16 protein-coding genes are annotated in these 17,248 nt (G+C 64.9%); 8 read left to right on the forward strand and 8 right to left on the reverse strand.

Annotation, left to right across the window (positions count from 1 at the left end):
- A partial coding sequence (locus WCE35_RS03670; protein WP_424591982.1) for a c-type cytochrome occupies positions 1–972 on the forward strand: 972 nt, incomplete at its 5' end.
- Positions 973–1,070: 98 nt separating this feature from the next.
- Here the strand turns inward: WCE35_RS03670 and WCE35_RS03675 are convergent.
- Positions 1,071–1,274, reverse strand: a complete 204-nt coding sequence (locus WCE35_RS03675; protein ID WP_424591983.1) for a hypothetical protein — start codon at positions 1,272–1,274, stop codon at positions 1,071–1,073.
- Positions 1,275–1,760: 486 nt separating this feature from the next.
- On the opposite strand from WCE35_RS03675, the gene WCE35_RS03680 reads away from it, so the two are divergent.
- The 6 genes from WCE35_RS03680 (at position 1,761) to WCE35_RS03705 (ending at position 8,104) form a co-directional block, all read left to right on the forward strand.
- On the forward strand, positions 1,761–2,744 hold the full coding sequence (locus WCE35_RS03680) for an ABC transporter substrate-binding protein (RefSeq protein ID WP_424591984.1): 984 nt from the start codon (positions 1,761–1,763) through the stop codon (positions 2,742–2,744).
- Positions 2,745–2,819: 75 nt separating this feature from the next.
- The gene (gene ilvD / locus WCE35_RS03685) at positions 2,820–4,520 is read left to right on the forward strand and encodes a dihydroxy-acid dehydratase (RefSeq protein WP_424591985.1); all 1,701 of its coding nucleotides are present in this window, start codon (positions 2,820–2,822) and stop codon (positions 4,518–4,520) included.
- Positions 4,521–4,708: 188 nt separating this feature from the next.
- Positions 4,709–5,485 (forward strand): ABC transporter ATP-binding protein, encoded by a 777-nt coding sequence (locus WCE35_RS03690; RefSeq protein ID WP_424591996.1) that lies wholly within the window; start codon positions 4,709–4,711, stop codon positions 5,483–5,485.
- Complete coding sequence (locus WCE35_RS03695; protein WP_424591986.1) at positions 5,482–6,267, forward strand: ABC transporter permease; 786 nt, start codon at positions 5,482–5,484, stop codon at positions 6,265–6,267. Before WCE35_RS03690 ends, WCE35_RS03695 begins: the two co-directional genes overlap by 4 nt.
- Entirely contained in the window at positions 6,264–7,031 is a 768-nt protein-coding gene (locus tag WCE35_RS03700) for an ABC transporter permease (protein WP_424591987.1), read from the forward strand. The genes WCE35_RS03695 and WCE35_RS03700 overlap by 4 nt, the downstream gene beginning before the upstream one ends.
- A gap of 26 nt (positions 7,032–7,057) precedes the next feature.
- Entirely contained in the window at positions 7,058–8,104 is a 1,047-nt protein-coding gene (locus tag WCE35_RS03705; RefSeq protein ID WP_424591988.1) for a peptidase M29, read from the forward strand.
- Here WCE35_RS03705 and WCE35_RS03710 read toward each other — a convergent pair.
- From WCE35_RS03710 to WCE35_RS03740, 7 genes are all read right to left on the reverse strand, one after another.
- Positions 8,101–9,051, reverse strand: a complete 951-nt coding sequence (locus WCE35_RS03710) for a 3-hydroxybutyryl-CoA dehydrogenase (protein ID WP_424591997.1) — start codon at positions 9,049–9,051, stop codon at positions 8,101–8,103. The two genes, WCE35_RS03705 and WCE35_RS03710, sit on opposite strands and share 4 nt — an antisense overlap.
- 41 nt (positions 9,052–9,092) lie before the next feature.
- Complete coding sequence (locus WCE35_RS03715) at positions 9,093–10,187, reverse strand: NAD/NADP octopine/nopaline dehydrogenase family protein (protein WP_424591989.1); 1,095 nt, start codon at positions 10,185–10,187, stop codon at positions 9,093–9,095.
- Positions 10,184–11,719, reverse strand: coding sequence for a class I adenylate-forming enzyme family protein (locus tag WCE35_RS03720; RefSeq protein ID WP_424591990.1), 1,536 nt, complete (start codon positions 11,717–11,719; stop codon positions 10,184–10,186). Before WCE35_RS03720 ends, WCE35_RS03715 begins: the two co-directional genes overlap by 4 nt.
- A gap of 2 nt (positions 11,720–11,721) precedes the next feature.
- On the reverse strand, positions 11,722–13,011 hold the full coding sequence (locus WCE35_RS03725; RefSeq protein WP_424591991.1) for an acyl-CoA dehydrogenase family protein: 1,290 nt from the start codon (positions 13,009–13,011) through the stop codon (positions 11,722–11,724).
- On the reverse strand, positions 13,008–13,820 hold the full coding sequence (locus WCE35_RS03730) for an alpha/beta fold hydrolase (protein ID WP_424591992.1): 813 nt from the start codon (positions 13,818–13,820) through the stop codon (positions 13,008–13,010). The genes WCE35_RS03725 and WCE35_RS03730 overlap by 4 nt, the downstream gene beginning before the upstream one ends.
- Before the next feature lie 252 nt (positions 13,821–14,072).
- Positions 14,073–15,569, reverse strand: coding sequence for a flavin-containing monooxygenase (locus WCE35_RS03735; protein ID WP_424591993.1), 1,497 nt, complete (start codon positions 15,567–15,569; stop codon positions 14,073–14,075).
- A 158-nt stretch (positions 15,570–15,727) separates the two neighbouring features.
- A complete protein-coding gene (locus WCE35_RS03740) occupies positions 15,728–16,177 on the reverse strand; it encodes a cupin domain-containing protein (protein ID WP_424591994.1) in 450 nt (149 codons plus the stop codon).
- A gap of 301 nt (positions 16,178–16,478) precedes the next feature.
- Between WCE35_RS03740 and WCE35_RS03745 the strand changes: the two genes are divergently transcribed.
- Positions 16,479–17,240, forward strand: coding sequence for an SDR family NAD(P)-dependent oxidoreductase (locus WCE35_RS03745; RefSeq protein WP_424591995.1), 762 nt, complete (start codon positions 16,479–16,481; stop codon positions 17,238–17,240).
- Positions 17,241–17,248: the final 8 nt, after the last annotated feature.

Below are 17,248 nucleotides of genomic sequence, written 5' to 3' on the forward strand. Positions count from 1 at the left end.
GTGCTGGAAGGGCACGCGGCGCCGATCGCCGCGCTGGCGGCATCGCCGGACGGCGCGATATTGGCCTCCGCGTCCTGGGATCAAACAATGCGGCTGTGGCCACTCGCCGGCGGCGCACCACGGGTACTCGACGGGCACACGCAAAACGTCAACGGCCTGGCGTTCGCTCCCGACGGCCGCTCGCTGGTCAGCGTCAGCTACGATCAGAGTGTTCGCATCTGGCCGCTCTCCGGCCCGCTCGCACCGACGGTTGTTGCGATGCCGGGCCCGCTCAACGCCGTGGCGGTCGGTCGCGACGGCGAGATCGCGGCCGGCGGCGCCGACGGGAGGCTATACTTCCTGACAGGTGACGGCTTGCGTGTCGGCGATGTCGCAGCCGGGCCGAAGCCGGTGATCTCGATTGCGATCTCACCGGACGGCGCGCTGGCGGCGGCCGCGAGCATAGGCGGATCGGTCGCGGTGATCGATCGCAAGACCCGCACCCTGGCGCGCACGCTGGTCGGCCCCGGCTTGCCGGTCTGGTCGGTGGCGTTCTTGCCGGACGGCCGAACCCTGCTCACCGGCGGCGCCGACAACATCATCCGCCGCTGGAATGTGGTGACCGGAGAGCCGGTCGATCCGCTGCTGCTGGAGACGGCCGGAGATCCTCTGGCCGCCTATGCCGGCGACCGTGGCGCGGAGGTCTTTCGTGCCTGCGTCGCCTGCCATACGCTTGGCGCCGAGCAGGCCAATCGGGCGGGGCCGACCTTAGCCAACCTGTTCGGGCGGCGGATCGCAACGGCGCCCGGCTACAATTTTTCCGAAGCGCTCAAGCGCCTCGATATCGTCTGGACGCCGGAGACGGTTGCCAGATTGTTCGAGATCGGGCCTTCGGCCTACACCCCCGGCACCAAGATGCCGGAGCAGGTCATTGGCTCGGCGCAGGATCGCGCGGCACTGGTGCAATTCCTCGCGCGCGCGACAAGGAAATAGTTGCTCAATGAAACGGGCGGCGGCACGTTCAGCCCCTGACATCGAAATTTCCTGGCGCGGGGCGCATGCCGCCGTAGCGCTGAAAGCGTCGCCCGTCGCTACCGCTTCGCTTTGGTCGAAAAGACCAGCGACATATCCTCAAACTCCTCGATCGGGAGTGTTTTCGCGCCGGCTGCGGCTTGCGATCGGTTCTTTTCCAACGCAAAGGAGCGGGCGGTCGAAGGCGCGTGCGACCACAATATTGTCGTTGCGGCAGCGATCAGGCCAAGCGCCGCGAATCCAGCGATCATCAGACGCTTCATGGGAAACCTCCGTTCGGTTCGATGCGCAAAGTGGTTTGCGCCCTTTTTGGTATCCCGAACCGCGCTTTCCGAACGTGAACTGCCTCACACCTCACGCTTAGGTGCTTCACCCGGATGGAAACCGCCGCTTCGGGCGCCGAACGCGCTTGCCGGCGCGCGCATGGCATTCGCGCTGTTTCGAAACGGGACGACCGGCCAGCCCCGCATGGCCGCAAGCAATTCGATAGAGCAGCAGGGCCAGTTTGGTCCTGCATTTTGCATCGCTTGCGGCTCGATCTGGAGGCAGAATGCCGTCTGTGTCTTCGAGAAAGACTTGGCGGGACCGCATCCGGAGCCCGGCCGGCCCCGGCAGCTTGCCTGATCATTTGAATCATGAAAGGCTTGGCGTGAACGATTGCGAGAATGCAACCATGAGCGCAACCATGAAAGGCTTGGCGCGAATGATTGCGGGAACGCCTGCTGACAACGGAAAAGCGGAGTGCGATGATGCGGATACTTTCGACATGGATTTCAGCAGCCGGGGCCCTGGCATGCGCATTGGCCGGCGCGACCGCCTCGCACGCGCAACAAACGATCCGAGTCGGCTGGACGATTCCGGCCGAGGAATCAAAATACTGGATGATGCGCAGGCCTGTGGAATTTCCCAATCTCGGCAAGGCCTACAATATCGAATGGACCCAGTTTCAGGGCACCGCGCCGATGACGCAGGCGCTGGCTGCCGGCGCGCTGGATTGCGCGACGCAGGCGCCCTTGTCGCTGGCGAACGGCGTGGTCGGGGGCAATCTGAAGGCCTACATCGTGGCCCAGCACGTGTTTGAAAAGCCGGGCGGCTTCTCGGTCTATTGGGCCGTCATGGACGATTCCCCGATCAAGAAAATTGCCGACCTCAAGGACAAGACCGTCGGCATCTCCGTGATCGGCGGCGGCACCTATGGTCCCTTCGCCATGCTGCTGCAGAAGAATGGCATCGACCCGAAGAAGGATATCAAGCTGGTCGAGGTCGGCTTTGCCGTCTCCGAGGATGCCCTGCGTCAGGGTCGCGTCGATGCGGTGAACCTGAACCAGCCCTTCGCGGCGCGTGCCGAGGCCAAGGGCGGCACCCGCAAGTTGTTTTCGCTGTCGGAGGAAATGCCGAATATCGTCCACATTCTGGAAGCTTGCCGGGCCGATTTCGTCGACAAGAATCCGGACCTGGTGAAGGCTTACGTGCGTGATATTACCTCTGGCATGAAGAAGGCGCTGGCCAACCGCGAGGAAACGCTGAAGGTGGTTTCCGAAGTGCTGAAGGCGCCGGTGCCGGTGCTGGATACCTATCTGCTCAAGACCAACGATTTCGGCCGCGATCCGGGCGCGGCGCCGAATTTCGACGCCATTCAGAAGATGCTCGACATCTATGCGACCACAGGCATGCTGCCGAAGATGAGTGTGGCGCAGTTCAAGCATCCGACGATCGTCGCGCCGCTGCAATAGGCGAGGGCGCCTCGAGCGATGCGTGAGGTCATGGGTCCCGGTGTTCGCCGGGACGGCCCGCGGAGAGACCTGCCCATGAAGAAGTGGCGATCCCGCGTGACGACCGATGGTCTCGATCGTGCGCCGCACCGCGCCTTCATGCGCGCGATGGGGCTCGACGACGCCGCGCTCGCCCGACCGATGATCGGGGTCGTCAGCATGAAGGGCGAACAGACGCCCTGCAACATGACCCACGATTTCCAGGTCGATGCCGCCAAGGCCGGGATCGCCGAGGCCGGCGGCACGCCGCGCGAATTCACCACCATTTCAGTATCCGACGGCATCAGCATGAACCACGAGGGCATGAAGTTCTCGCTGTTGTCGCGCGAATTGATCGCGGATTCGATCGAGGCCGTGGTCCATGGCCTGGCCTATGATGCGCTGATCGGCTTCGGCGGCTGCGACAAGACGCTGCCCGGCGTGATGATGGGAATGATCCGCTGCAACGTGCCGTCGATCTTCATCTATGGCGGCAGCGCGCTGCCCGGCCGGTTCGAGGGACGGACGCTGACGGTGCTCGACTCCTACGAGGCCGTCGGGAGCTTCATGACCGGCGAGATCGACGAGGCGACGCTCGCAGGCATCGAGCGGGCCTGCCTGCCGACGATAGGCGCCTGCGCCGGGCAGTTCACCGCCAACACCATGGCAATGGTTTCCGAGGCGATGGGGCTGACGATCCCCAATGTGTCGATGATCCCCGGCGTCTACGCCGAGCGCGCGCAGGTCGCGCGGCGCGCGGGACGGCTTGTGATGCAGATGCTGCAACAGAGCGGGCCGTTGCCGCGCGAAATCGTGACGCGAAAGGCGCTGGAAAATGCTGCTGCGATCGTCGCCGCCACCGGCGGCTCGACCAACGCCGCGCTGCATCTGCCGGCGCTTGCCAACGAGGCCGGCATCCCCTTCACGCTGGACGATGTCGGCGAGGTGTTTGCGCGCACGCCGCTGATCGGCAATCTGCGTCCGGGCGGGAAATATACCGCCAAGGAGGTCTACGACATCGGCGGCGCCGCCGTCGTCATTCGCGCGCTGGTCGAAAGCGGCCATATCGACGGCGGCTGCCTGACGATTACGGGCAGGACCATCGCCGAAGAATATGGTGACGCCAATGCGCCCGACGGCGAGATCATTTTCGCTACCACCGCGCCGATCATGCCGGATGGGGGCGTTGCGGTTCTCAAGGGCAATCTCTGCCCCGATGGCGCGGTGATCAAGGTCGCCGGCCTCAAGAGCCTGGTGTTCGAGGGCACCGCGCGCGTATTCGAGGACGAGGAGCAGTGCGTCGACGCCGTCCGCCATCGCAACTATGCCGCCGGCGAGGTTCTGGTCATCCGCAATGAAGGCCCGGTCGGCGGACCCGGCATGCGCGAGATGCTTGGCGTCACCGCGCTGATTTACGGGCAGGGGATGGGCGAGAAGGTCGCGCTGGTTACCGACGGCCGCTTTTCCGGGGCCACCCGCGGGATGTGCATCGGCTATGTCTCGCCGGAATCCTTCGTCGGCGGCCCGCTGGCGCTGGTGCGCGACGGTGACCGGATCAGGATCGATGCCGGCGCGCGCCGGATGGACCTCTTGATCGCCGACGGCGAATTCGCTGCCCGGCGGCAAGCCTGGCAGCCGCGATTGCCCCGGCATCGCGCGGGAGCGCTTGCGAAATATGCCCGTCTGGTCGGCCAGGCGCCGGGCGGCGCCGTCACGCATGACGGTGCCGCTGAATGGCCATGGTTCGACGCGCCCTGATCCGGCCGGCGGCCCCGAAAGCACATCGCCAAGCCTTGCAAGTTTCCGCTATGCTCGGTTTAACCGGAAAATCGGGAAGTCGGCCGAGCCTGACGACCCGGTCGGGAACAACAGCGGGAATGACTCTGTTGCCAGCGCGGTCGAATGTTGAGGCGGAGTCCGCGATCGTGCGTGGGACCGGGGCGGCCATGATCGAGATCGATCGTGTCTCGCAGGTTTTTCGGACCTCCGGGCGCCAGGATCATCTGGCATTGTCGGAAATCTCGCTGGCGATCGAGGATGGCGCCTTCGTCTCGATCCTCGGGCCCTCCGGCTGCGGAAAATCGACGCTGCTTTACATCGTCGGCGGCTTCGTCAATCCGACCAGAGGCGTGGCCAGGATGAAAGGCAAGGCGATCACCGGGCCCGGCCCCGATCGCGGACCGGTGTTTCAGGAGTTCGCACTGTTTCCCTGGAAGAGCGTGCTCGGCAACGTCATGTACGGTCCGCGCCAGCAGGGCGTGCGTCACGCCGAGGCCGAAGCCCAGAGCCGCGCGCTGCTCGAGATGGTCGGTCTCAGGGGCTATGAGGATTTTTACCCCAAGGAGCTATCCGGCGGCATGAAGCAGCGGGTCGCGCTGGCGCGCACGCTGGCCTATCATCCCGCGGTGCTGCTGATGGACGAGCCGTTCGGCGCGCTGGATGCTCATACGCGCACGCGGCTGCAGAACGATCTGCTCAACATCTGGGAGCGCGACCGCAAGACCGTGCTGTTCGTCACGCATTCGGTCGACGAGGCGGTGTTCCTGTCCGACAAGGTCGTGGTGATGACCCGCTCGCCCGGCCGTATCAAGCAGGTCGTCGACATCGCCTTGCCGCGCCCGCGTCGCCGGGCGGAGTTGCTGCTCGATCCGCGTTACCAGAAATATGTCGTCGATATCGAGCGGATGATCGATGACACCAGCGAAAACGAGCTGCGTCCATGATGGTCATGCGCGCACTCATCTCGCGGCTGGCGCCGCTGCTCGCCTGTCTCGGCCTGCTCGGTGTCTGGCAGGTCGCCGCGCTGATGCTCAATACCGACAGTTTCCCCACCGCGCTGGACGCGATCCGCGCGATTCCTTCCATTCTCGGCGACCAGGAGTCATTGATCAACATCCTGGCGTCGCTCCGTCGCATGGCCATCGGCTTCGGCCTCGCGGTCGCCCTATCCATTCCGCTCGGATTGATGATGGGCCGTTCGCGCGGCGTGGCGTCGTTCTTCAATCCGCTGCTGATGGTGATCTATCCGGTGCCGAAGGCGGCGCTGATGCCGATCATCATGCTGTGGCTCGGCGTCGGCGACATCGCCAAGACGCTCGTGATCTTTCTCGGCGTCAGCCTTCCCGTCATCTATCACAGCTTCCAGGGTGCCAAGGCGGTCGAGGAAAAGATGCTGTGGTCGGGTGCCGCGATGGGGCTCTCGGCGGCGCAACGGATACTCCGGATCGTGCTGCCGGCGGCGCTGCCGGAAATTCTCACCGGCTGCCGCACCGGGCTCGTGCTGGCGCTGATCACCATGGTCACCAGCGAAATGATCGCGCGCCAGTCGGGCGCCGGAAACATCCTGTTCAACTCGCTCGATATGGGACAATACGATACGGTGTATGCGATGATCATCATCATCGGCGCGATGGGTATTGGCCTCGATGCCGCATTCGAAAAAATCCGCAGCCGGCTGGTGAAGTGGTCCGAGGCGGATCTTGATATTCCCCTGAGCTTTGCATGAACATACGTGCTGTCACGGCGGATCTTTTGCTTGGAACGGTGCCGATCGCGCTGTTGATCGGAGTTTGGCAGGCGATCGCGTCGCTCGGCTACGCGCCCGCCTCGCTGTTGCCCGCGCCCGGCCTCGTGTTCGCGCGTCTGCTCCACCAGCTCTTCACCAGCGCGTTCCAGCACGAGATCGCCGCCACGCTGTTCCGCCTGTTCGCGGGCTTTTCGATCGCGGTGACGCTCGGCGTCACCATCGGCCTTGCGGCGGCGGCGAGCCCGGCGGTCAACGCGGTGGTCCGTCCGATCGTGCGGGTGCTGGCGCCGCTGCCGAAGGTCGCGCTGTATCCGGCGCTGCTGCTGCTGCTCGGGTTCGGTCACCAATCGAAGATCACGCTGGTCGCCGTGGATGCGCTGTTTCCGATTTTGCTCTCGACCTATTACGGCGCGTCGATGGTCGAACAGAAACTGATCTGGTCGGCGATGGCGGCGGGCACGCCTCGCCGCCAGATCCTGTTCAGGGTGGTGCTGCCGGCCGCGGTGCCCTCGATCCTGACCGGCTGTCGCATCGGGCTTGTGATCGCCTGCATCGTGGTGTTTCTCGCCGAAATGATCACCTCGACCGATGGACTGGGCCATCTGCTGGTTACGGCGGCCCGGACCTTTCAGGCGGTCGACATGTTCGTTCCGCTGATCACGATTTCGCTGCTCGGACTGATCCTCAACGGCATGCTGCAGGGGTTGCGGTCCTATCTGCTGCGAGGGTTTCCGGAAGTCTGATGCAGCTCTTGAAGTGGAGATGACACATGCTGGCAGATCGCATCGAAGCGAAATGGATCGACGCGTTCTGCGAAATATTCGAACGCTGCGCGGTCAAGTCCGGCGACACCGCCGCGATCCTTTCCGAAACGCAATCGCGCGCGCTGAACGTCCACCTCGCCGAACTGGCGCTGTTGCGCATCGGCGCCAGACCATTTCACCTGGTCGTGCCGACGCCGAGAAACCGCCAGGCGGTTCCGATCCGCTCCACCGGCGCCAGTATCGCGATTCAGCGGCTGGCGCCGGTGGTCACCGCGTTGCAGCAGGCGGGCTTCGTGGTCGATTGCACCATCGAAGGATTGATGCACGCGGCGGAGACGCCGGAAATACTCAAGGCAGGCGCGCGTATCCTGAACATATCCAATGAACATCCCGAGGCGCTCGAGCGCATGGTGCCCGACACGGCGCTGGAAAAGCGGGTTCGGGCGGCGGTGAAAATGTTGCGGTCAACGAAACGCATGCGCGTGACGTCGAAGGCGGGTACCGAGCTCGATGTCGACATGGCCGGCGCCTCCACCGTCGGCGTCTGGGGCTGGACCGACAAGCCGGGCACCTTGGCACACTGGCCCGGCGGCATCGTGGTCAGCTTTCCCAAGAGCGGCACCGTCAACGGGACGCTGGTGATGGCGCCCGGCGACATCAATCTCACCTTCAAGCGCTATCTGACGTCGCCGATCCGGATGACATTGAGCAATGACTACGTCACCGATCTCGAAGGCGAGGGCGCGGATGCGGCGATGATGCGCGCCTATCTCGCGGCGTGGGGCGAGCGCGAAGCCTATGCGGTCTCGCATGTCGGGTTCGGCATGAATCCCGGCGCGCGCTACGAGGCGCTGACGATGTATGATCAGCGCGACACCAACGGAACCGAGCTGCGGGCGGTCGCCGGCAATTTCCTGTTTTCCACCGGCGCCAACGAATTCGCCGGCCGCTACACCGCCGGGCATTTCGACCTTCCGATGATGGGCACGACGATCGAGCTGGACGGCGTCGCCGTGATCCGCGAAGGCGTGTTGCTGGATGTGTTCGGCTAATCCGGACCCGGCACCGGCGGGCGTGCCAGCTTGAAATGCCGGAGCATGTCGACCAGCGCGGCAAGACGCTGCTCGCGATAGGCGTCGACATCGAGGCCGGCATAATCGAGGAAGCCGGCGCCGGTCCGCAGGCCGATGCGGCCTTCGCGCATGTTGCGTGAAATCACCTCGGGCGCGCGGTAGCGGTCGCTGCCGAGCGCGCCTTCGAGATAGCGGCTGGCGTAGTAGAGAATATCGCCGCCGCCCCAGTCGATGAATTCCAGCAGGCCAAGGACCGCGTAGCGAAAACCGAAGCCGTACCGGATGGCCTTGTCGATATCCTCGGGGCTCGCGACGCCTTCTTCCACCATCCGCGCCGCCTCGTTCATCGCGAGCGCCTGGATGCGGGGAACGATGAAGCCGGGCGTGGCCGCGCACACCACCGGCACCTTGCCGATGCCCTCGAGCAGGGCCTTGACCCGCGCGGTGACGGCCGGATCGGTCGCGGCACCCGGCGATATCTCGACCAGCGGGATCAGATAGGCGGGGTTCAGCCAGTGGACGTTGAGAAATCTCTCGTTATGTTCGACGGCGCCGGAGAGATCGTCGACCAGAATCGTTGAGGTAGTCGAGGCGATGATGATTTCGGGGCCAACGAGTTTCGAAGCCGCCGACAACACCTCGCGTTTGAGGTCGACGACTTCGGGCACGCCCTCGAACACGATGCCGGCGCCGGCAAGCACGGCCGCCATGCCCTGCAGCGGCGCCACCGAAACCCTGGCAGCGATGCCGTCGGCGTCGGCCGCGGTCATCAATCCGAACCGCGCCAGGCTTGCAAGGGTCTTCCGGACCTCGCCGATCGCCTCGGCCTCAAGTGTCGCGAACTGCTCCGCGGGGCGCGGCTTGAGGTCGATCATGGCGACGGCGTGGCCGGCATAGGCGAACGCCACCGCGATGCCGCGGCCCATGCGGCCGGCGCCGAGACAGGCTATCGCCGGGCGTGCCGCGGTCATTCGTCGAAGCCCCGGCGCAGCAGCATTTGCAGCTCGTCGCGATCGAGGTGGCCGAGGCCGAGGCTTGCAAGCGTTCGTCCGCCTTCGGTGAAATCCTCGCCGCAGATCGCGCCGCCGATGGCAAGGAACGAAAATGCCAGCGGCGTCGCCACGCCGGCCAGTTCGGCAACCGAAGCCAGAAACGACAGGCCGAGGCGCAAATCCTCCCGCATGTAGCGATGTTGTGTCAGCATGATCGGTTCGCGCCAGTCGCCGGAATCGGTCAGGCGGTCATGCGAGCCGCGGCCATACATCCATTGCTCGCCTTCGGTCGCGTAATGATGCGCCAGCGGGAAGTGCGGATTGCCATAACCAAGGCCCTTGCGCACCGCGATGCGTTCGGCATCGAGCGCATCGGTCACGCGGCGGATCGCGGCCTGCGTGCCTTCCTTGTGGATGTCCCAGCGCTCGAAGTGCTCGATCGGGCCGGCATTCATGACGATCAGCGGCGAATGGATGATCGGGCCGGCATTCATCAGCGCGCCCGACAGCGCGTCGCCGCACGGCTCGATCACGCCGGGAAATGCCCGTCCGATCACGCCGAGTGCATGATCGGCGGCGTTGAGCGGAAAAACCCCGACCGGAAGCCGTTTGGCGCGAATGGTGATGGCGACCTCGAACGGCCCGTGCTTGCGCGTCAGCCAGGGCAGCGTGCCGGTCTCTGCGAAGCTGACGGTGGCCGGATTGCCGGCGTCACGGGCCGCCGCGGCAAAGATCATCGAGCCGAATGTCGCCGGCGGCAGGAACACCACCTGGCCGTCGCCAAGATGTGGCGCGAGCCGGCCGGCGATATCGCCCTGCGCGAACGCCGGGGTCGGGCACAGGATCAGCTCGGCATCGCGGACGGCTTCGGCCATGTCCGTAGTGACCAGCGCCAGTTGCACGTCGTGGCGGCCGTCGGCGTCCTTGAGCAGGATGCGGGAGCCCGCGGCGCGATGTTGCGCGACCTGCGACGCATCCCGCCGCCACAGGCGGACGTCATGACCTTGCAGCGCGAAATCGGCCGCACCCGCGAAAGAACCGTTGCCGCCGCCGAGCACCGCGATTTTCAAGACACCGCTCCCTGTGACGGCGCGGGTTCATGGAGCTGCCGCAGCATGAAATGCTGGACCTTGCCGAGCGCCGTGCGTGGCAGATCATCGACAAAGACGATATCGCGCGGCACCTTGAAGCGGGCAAGCTGCGTCAGCGCGTGCGCCTTCAGGTCTTCCGCCGCCACCAAACCTCCGGTTCGCCGGATCACATAGGCGACGGGCACTTCATCCCATCGTGGATCGGGCCGGCCGATGACGCCGCATTCCGCCACATCCGGATGCTCGAGCAGTACGCGCTCCACTTCCGCCGGATAGATGTTCTCGCCGCCGGAGATGATCAGGTTCTTCTTGCGGTCGTGCACCCAGAAATAGCCGTCGGCGTCGCGCCGGCCGATATCGCCGGTGCGATACCAGCCGTCGTGCAGGGCCTCGCGCGTTGCTTCCTCGTTGCCCCAATATTCGCAGAAGACGTTGGGGCCCCGCACCGCGATTTCGCCCGGCGTATTCGGCGGCAACTCTGCGCCGGCATCATCGATCACCGTGGCTTCGCAGCACAGGCCGGGGAGGCCGGTCGAGCCGACACGCGAGAGATCGCCGCCGAGGCGGGTATAGACCGCGATCGGGCAGGTCTCGGTCGAGCCATAGACCTGGAGCACCGGCACCCCGCGCGCGACAAAGCGCTCGATCAGATGCGGCGGTACGATGGTCGATCCGGTCGAGACCGCGCGCAGCGATGACAGGTCGGTTGCGGCCCAGTCGGGATGTTCGGTCACCGCCTGGATGGTCGCCGGCACCAGCACCGTCAGGGTTTGGCGCTCGTGCGCGAAGGCTGCAAGCGTGGCGTCCGGCGTGAAGCGCGCATGGATCGTCACGGTCGCGCCATGATGCAGCGCCGGCGTGGTCTGGATATTGAGACCGCCGACATGGAAGAAAGGCAGCACGGTCAGCACGTGATCGCTGGAGGTGAGGCTATGCATGTGCTGGCTCATCACGCCGTTCCACAACAGCGCCTCCTGCCGCAGCACCGCGCCCTTGGGCCTGCCGGTGGTGCCCGAAGTGTAGACAATCAGCAGCGGGCAGGACAGCTCGGTATGCGGGTTGCGGCCGTCGCCGCGCGCGCGCGTCAGCAGGGTTTCGAATGCAATTCCCCGCGGCGGAACAAAGTCGAGCCCGATGCGGCTGGTGCTGGGCAGGCGTTCCTGCAGCGCGGGAAGAATTGCCGCAAAGGCGTGTTCGAGCACCAGCACTTTTGCCGCGGCATCCGACAGGATGAACAACTGTTCGGCTGCCGCAAGCCGCCAGTTCAGCGGCACCAGCATGGCGCCGAGCCGGGCGCAGGCGTAAAGCAACACGAGATAATCGGGCCGGTTCAGGCTGAGGATGGCGATGCGGTCGCCGCGGCTGACGCCGAATTCGGCCTTCAGCGCGCGCGCGGTCTGTTCGATCCGCGCGTTGAACGCCGCGTAGCCGAGAATCTCGCCTTCAAAGACGGTCGCAGGCTTCTCGGGCGCGAAGGCCGCGTTGCGTTCGATCAGGTCGGACAGATCCACCGTCAGTCGTCCGTTTCGCCGGTTTCGTAGAGGGCTTCACGACCGATGCGGTCGAGGCAGAGCTCGGCCGTCCATGGCAGCATCAGCGAACCGCAGCGGCTGTCGCGATAGATCCGCTCCAGCGCCAGCGATTTCAGCATCGCCTGACCGCCGCAGGTGCGGATCGCCAATGTCGCGATCTCGTTGGCCCCTTCCATCGCCGAATATTGCGCGGCGTAGGCGCGCAGCACCTGTTCCTTGGTCGGATTGGCGCAGGCTTCGGTGATCGCCTGAAACCAGATCGCCTTGATCTGCTCGAGCTTGATCTGCATCTGCGCCACCGCGATCTGCTTGGTCGGATACATCCGCCGCTTGACCGGCGGTGTGCCCGGCATCTCGCCGCGCAGATAGCGGACGGTGAAATCGTAGGCGCCCTGCGCCAGGCCGACATAGCTCGGCGACAGCGTCAGGAACATGTGCGGCCAGCGCATCGCCGCCTGGAAGTAGACGCCTCGGGGCATCAGCGCCGCATCTTCCGGCACGAACGCATCCTTGAACAGCAAGGTGCGCGAGACCGTGCCGCGCATGCCCAGCGGATCCCAGTCGCCGACCACGGAAACGCCGTCGGCCTTGGCCGAAATCGCCAGATAAAGCGTGTTGCGGCGGGAGGCCTTTTCGCCTTCGGCGAGCTCGGTGCAGAGCGCGCCGTAATAGTCGGCATGGCCTGAAAGCGAGGCAAAGATCTTCTTGCCGTTGACGATCCAGCCGCCCTTGACGGGCCTTGCTTCGGTACCGAACGCGACGCCGCCCGCCGCGGCCGCGCCGCCTTCCGAAAACGGTTGTGAGTAGATCGCGCCGTCGTCGACGATGCGTTTGTAATGCACGGCGCGCCGGCGTTCGTGCTCGGCACGGGTCGTCGTGTCCATGTCGAGATCGTCGGCCAGCGGCCCCGACCACAGTGTCGAGCAGACATGCATGTTCCAGGTCAGCGCGGTGGCGCCGCAGTAGCGGCCGATCTCGGCGGCCGCCAACGCGTAGGTCTGGTAGCTGGCGCCGAGGCCGCCATGCTTCCTTGGAATGGCGATCCCGAGCAGACCCGCGCGGTGCATATCCCGGTAGTTCTCGGTCGGAAATGTCGCGTCACGGTCATAGGCGGCTGCGCGGCCCGCGAACACCGTCTGGCCCAGTTCGCGCGCGGTGGCGATGATCGCGGCCTGTTCGTCATCGAGGCGGAACGCCCCGGGATCGAAAATCGGCGGATCGAGCACGCTGGTGCCCGCCGATGCCGCGCTTCTGCTGACTGGAGCCGTCATGATGCCGTCGCGTGTGTTGCAGGCAAAGCTGCCTTGAGGAATCCATCCAGCGCCGCATTGAAGGCCGCGGGGCGCTCCAGATTGGCGAGGTGGCCGGCGCCTTCGAGCTCGAGGTATTTCGCGGATGGAATATAGCTCGCCATCTTCGCCATCATCGGCGCCGGCGCGTTGTTGTCCTTCGAGCCCGACAGCACGAGGGTCGGCACCGCGATGTTCTTGAGTGCGCCGCGCTGGTCGAACCCCAACAGCGCCAGCATCGTGGCGCGGTAGGTCGCCTCCGGAACGGACGCCATGCACTCGCGCGCCAATTCCATGCCGCCGGCATCGGGATCGTCACCGACCAGTTCCCTGACCAGTGCCGGCGCCAGAGAAACCATCGTTTCGCCGCGATCGAGCGGGCCGAGCCGCGCGTCGATGAAGGACTTCTGCCAGTCGCCATCGGGCTTGCCGAAGGCCGGGCTGGTTTGTGCGAGAACGATGGCGCCGGCCAGGCGCGGGTGTTTCGCCAGCAACTGCTGAACGATCATGCCGCCGATGGAATGACCCACCAGGACGGGGTTGGTTGCGCCGATCTGGCGCAGGAAATCCCGCAAGGCGTCGGCGAGATTGGCAATGCTGACGGTGGGAAGCGAGGCCGATCCACCATAGCCCGGCATGTCCCATGCAACGGTGCGGCAACGGTCTGCGAAAAACCCGAGCTGGCTCCGCCATGCCCGCGCCGCGCCGCCGATTCCATGCAGGAACACCAGCGGCGGCGATGCGGGATCGCCCGCGGCCTCGTATGTAAAACGGCCATCCCTGGTTCTCATGGGCGTAAGGCGTGTCACGCCGGGCCTCCGTTTTGCGATTGCCGCGATGCTAACAGGACATCGACGGATGAAAAGTGATATTTCAGATCTGAAGCACGCGACGGTTGCCGCTCCATCTTGCTCGCCGCCTCGGGCCAGGTCGGCCGGGAACGCGCCGTCTATTGCGGAAGTTTTGAGTCCAAGATATGTCCATGTCTCCACCCCGATGCACCGTTCGGGAAAGGCTGCGCAGTGTGGTTCGGCGGCGGTCGCCTATGCCGCTTCCACCTTGTATCCCGGCGCCGACGCCAGGAAACGCGCATAGGCATCGGCGTCAGGTGGCGTGAATTTCTCCACCAGCGGGCTGCGCCGACGTATTGTCGCGCCGATGTCGGCCAGCAATTCGTCGAAATGCCTGAAATGGTAGGGCGCGACGCATAATCCGCCATAGACGCCCGCGGCCGGTCGCTCGACGCGCCTGAAATGCAGCATCATGTCCATGTTCTCGTAGATTTCGGCCGCGGTCGGCCGGGCTGCCAACTGGCCATCGCAATAGCGCACCAGCCAGTTCGCGGCCATCTCGGCGCACAGCACCGTGCAGAAGCTGGAATTGAACCCGACAAAACCCATGTCGGGCAGATCGGGATTGGCGATCAGGCGATACAGCCGGTACTGGCCGTCCGGCTGTACGAGCTTGTTGCGGTAGACCTCCGGCAGAAACGGAACCCCGAGCTTGAAGCCGATCGCGAGGATGGCGAGGTCAGCGGAAACCCGTTCGCCGCCGCTCATGACGATGGTCTTGCCGTCGCAGCGCTCGAAGGTGCCGCGAATGGCCTTGATCCGCCCGTCGGCCACCATCGTAAAGAATTGCGGCGTCGCGATCGGCACCGAGCAGTTGATGCCGTCCTCGATGCGCTGCCCGGGGACCATGCCGCATTTCTTCAACTTCAACTGAAACTTGAGAAGGCTTTCGAGCGCGCGCCAGTTCGCCCAAATGAGCGGTCCGGCAATGGCATGGGCCACACGGGAAGCAGCGCCGATGCCCCAGCCGCGGAACATTTCCTCCTGGGCGCGGATGTAGAGAATCCGCTTGAAGTTGACGAGGCCGCCGATGAAGTAGGGAATGCGCCAGACCGGTTCGCGATAGACCATGGTCACTTCGCTGGCGCCCGCATCGACCGAATTGACCGCGATATCGGTCGCGGATTTCGAGCCGCCGAGAACCACCACCTTCTTTCCCTTGACGGCGGAGGCGTCGGTATGCCGCGCCGAATGCAGGATCCTGCCGCCGGCCGCCTTGAAGTCGTCCTCGCCGGGGAGGCTGAGGGTCTGGGGCTCGTTGAACTGCCCGGTGCAGACGGCGACGAAATCAAACTCCTCGTTGCTGACGTGGCCGTCGGGATTGTGGATTTCCAGTGACCAGCCCGGCAAGCCTGAATTCCGCCGGGTCATGCCGGCCACGGCGGAGTTGAGCCGAAGCCGCTGCTTCAGGCCGTGGTCGTCGGCGTATTCGGTCAGATAGGCATGAACCTGCGGCCCCTTCGGCCATTCCGGATAGGATTCCGGCATCGGCTTGTCGGTATAGCGATAGAGCTCCTTCGGGCTTTGCGTCTGGACGTCGGGGTAGGATCGCGCTGGCTCCCAGACCCCGCCGAGATCGCCGCTGCGTTCGAGGATGGTGACCCTGTGTCCGCGCGCGGCAAAGGTCCTGGCCGCGACCAGTCCGGAGACGCCGGCACCGATAACACAAACATTCTTCTGCTTGACCATGGACCTGCCTCCTGGTTCGAATTCAGCGGGCTGGACGATCCCATTGGCTGCTTCATGCAATATGCGAGCTTAAGGGTGTGCCCGCGATATCCGCGGGCCACCGCGCGCACCGGCCGGACCGTTGTTCGCCGGTTTGACGTTTTTGCAATCCGGATCGCCTAGGCGTTGGCGTCCTCGGGCAGAAAATCCACTTCGTGCTCCGCCGAAAGGCGAACGACCTCAGCCACATCCGTGAGATTATGCAGACGGTTGAACAGCGCTTCCAGCTTGCGCGAGGGTGAAACCCAGAACAGGGCGCGGACCGGCTTGTCCGATTTGTTGAAATAGCCGTGGGGAATGCCCCGCGGCATGCGCACCAGGTCGCCGGCCCTGGCCTGCACCCACACGCCATCGAGCTTCAGGTCGAGCATGCCATCCTGGACGAGGATGAATTCATCCTGGGTAGGATGGATATGGACGGGGACAAACTGCCCCGGCGCCGAATTGGCCTCGAACGCAAAGGTGGATTCGGATACGGCCTTTGGAAAATAGATCTGACCGAGAATATTCCAGCTCTTGCCCGAAAACCCTTCTCCGTTCCGGGTGATGCCTTTTTCGAGTGCTGCCATGGCGATGCTCCCTGTCGCATTGTCTCAGACGATGCGCAGATTGCGCCGTCCGGAACCTTCCGTCTAGCCGCAGGGTGAATCCGCCTGTCCGCCTGGCAAAAAAACGACGAAGTCGGCCCGGCGGCGCCGGAGACGGGCAGCAGGATGCCGCATTCTGCCGACGGAAACGGCCGCAATTCCATCATCGGGACGGCTTTCCAAACGGCTCGGTCCAGATATTATAGGGTTCAAATAATGCAGGCGACCATGGCGTCGGACGTGGCCATATCAGATATTGACCACCATTTTAGGGAGGCTGCGCATGCCCGGACTGCCGCGTTCCTCCCACGCGCTCGTGACGGGGGGCGGGCGGGGCATTGGCCGCGCGATCGCTTCCGCGCTGGTGCAGGCGGGCGCCACCGTCACCGTGCTCGGCCGCCATCGCGAGACACTGAATGATGCCATTGCCGCCGGCGCCGCGCATTTCGCTGGCATCGCCGATGTCGCGGACCAGGCGGCGGTCAGCGCTGCGATGGCGCAAGCGGCGGCGCGGCAGCCGATCGACATCCTGATCGCAAACGCGGGCGCTGCCGAGTCCGCGCCGTTCGGCAAATCCGACGCGGCACTGTTCCGGCGGATGATGGATGTTAATTTCATGGGGGTGGTTCATGCCGTCCAGGCCGTGTTGCCTTCGATGTGGGAGCGGCGGAATGGCCGCATTGTCGTGATCGCGTCCACCGCCGGGCTCAAGGGTTATGCTTATGTCAGCGCCTATAGCGCGGCAAAGCACGCCGTGGTCGGCCTGGTGCGCTCGCTGGCGCTGGAGTTGGCGACCACCGGGGTGACGGTGAACGCGGTGTGTCCCGGCTTCACCGATACCGACCTCGTCGCCGGCAGCATCGACAACATCATGCGAAAGACCGGGCGCAGCCGCGAACAGGCGGTCGCTGAACTGTCCCGTCACAATCCGCAAGGCCGCCTTGTCACCCCGGCGGAAGTCGCCGACGCCGTGTTGTGGCTGTGCGGCGAGGGTGCGAGCTCCATCACCGGGCAGGCGATCGCAGTCGCGGGCGGAGAAGTTTGAAGCCGGGC

Origin of the sequence: Bradyrhizobium sp. (assembly GCF_049691595.1) — a bacterium.
Classification (GTDB): Bacteria; Pseudomonadota; Alphaproteobacteria; order Rhizobiales; family Xanthobacteraceae; genus Bradyrhizobium.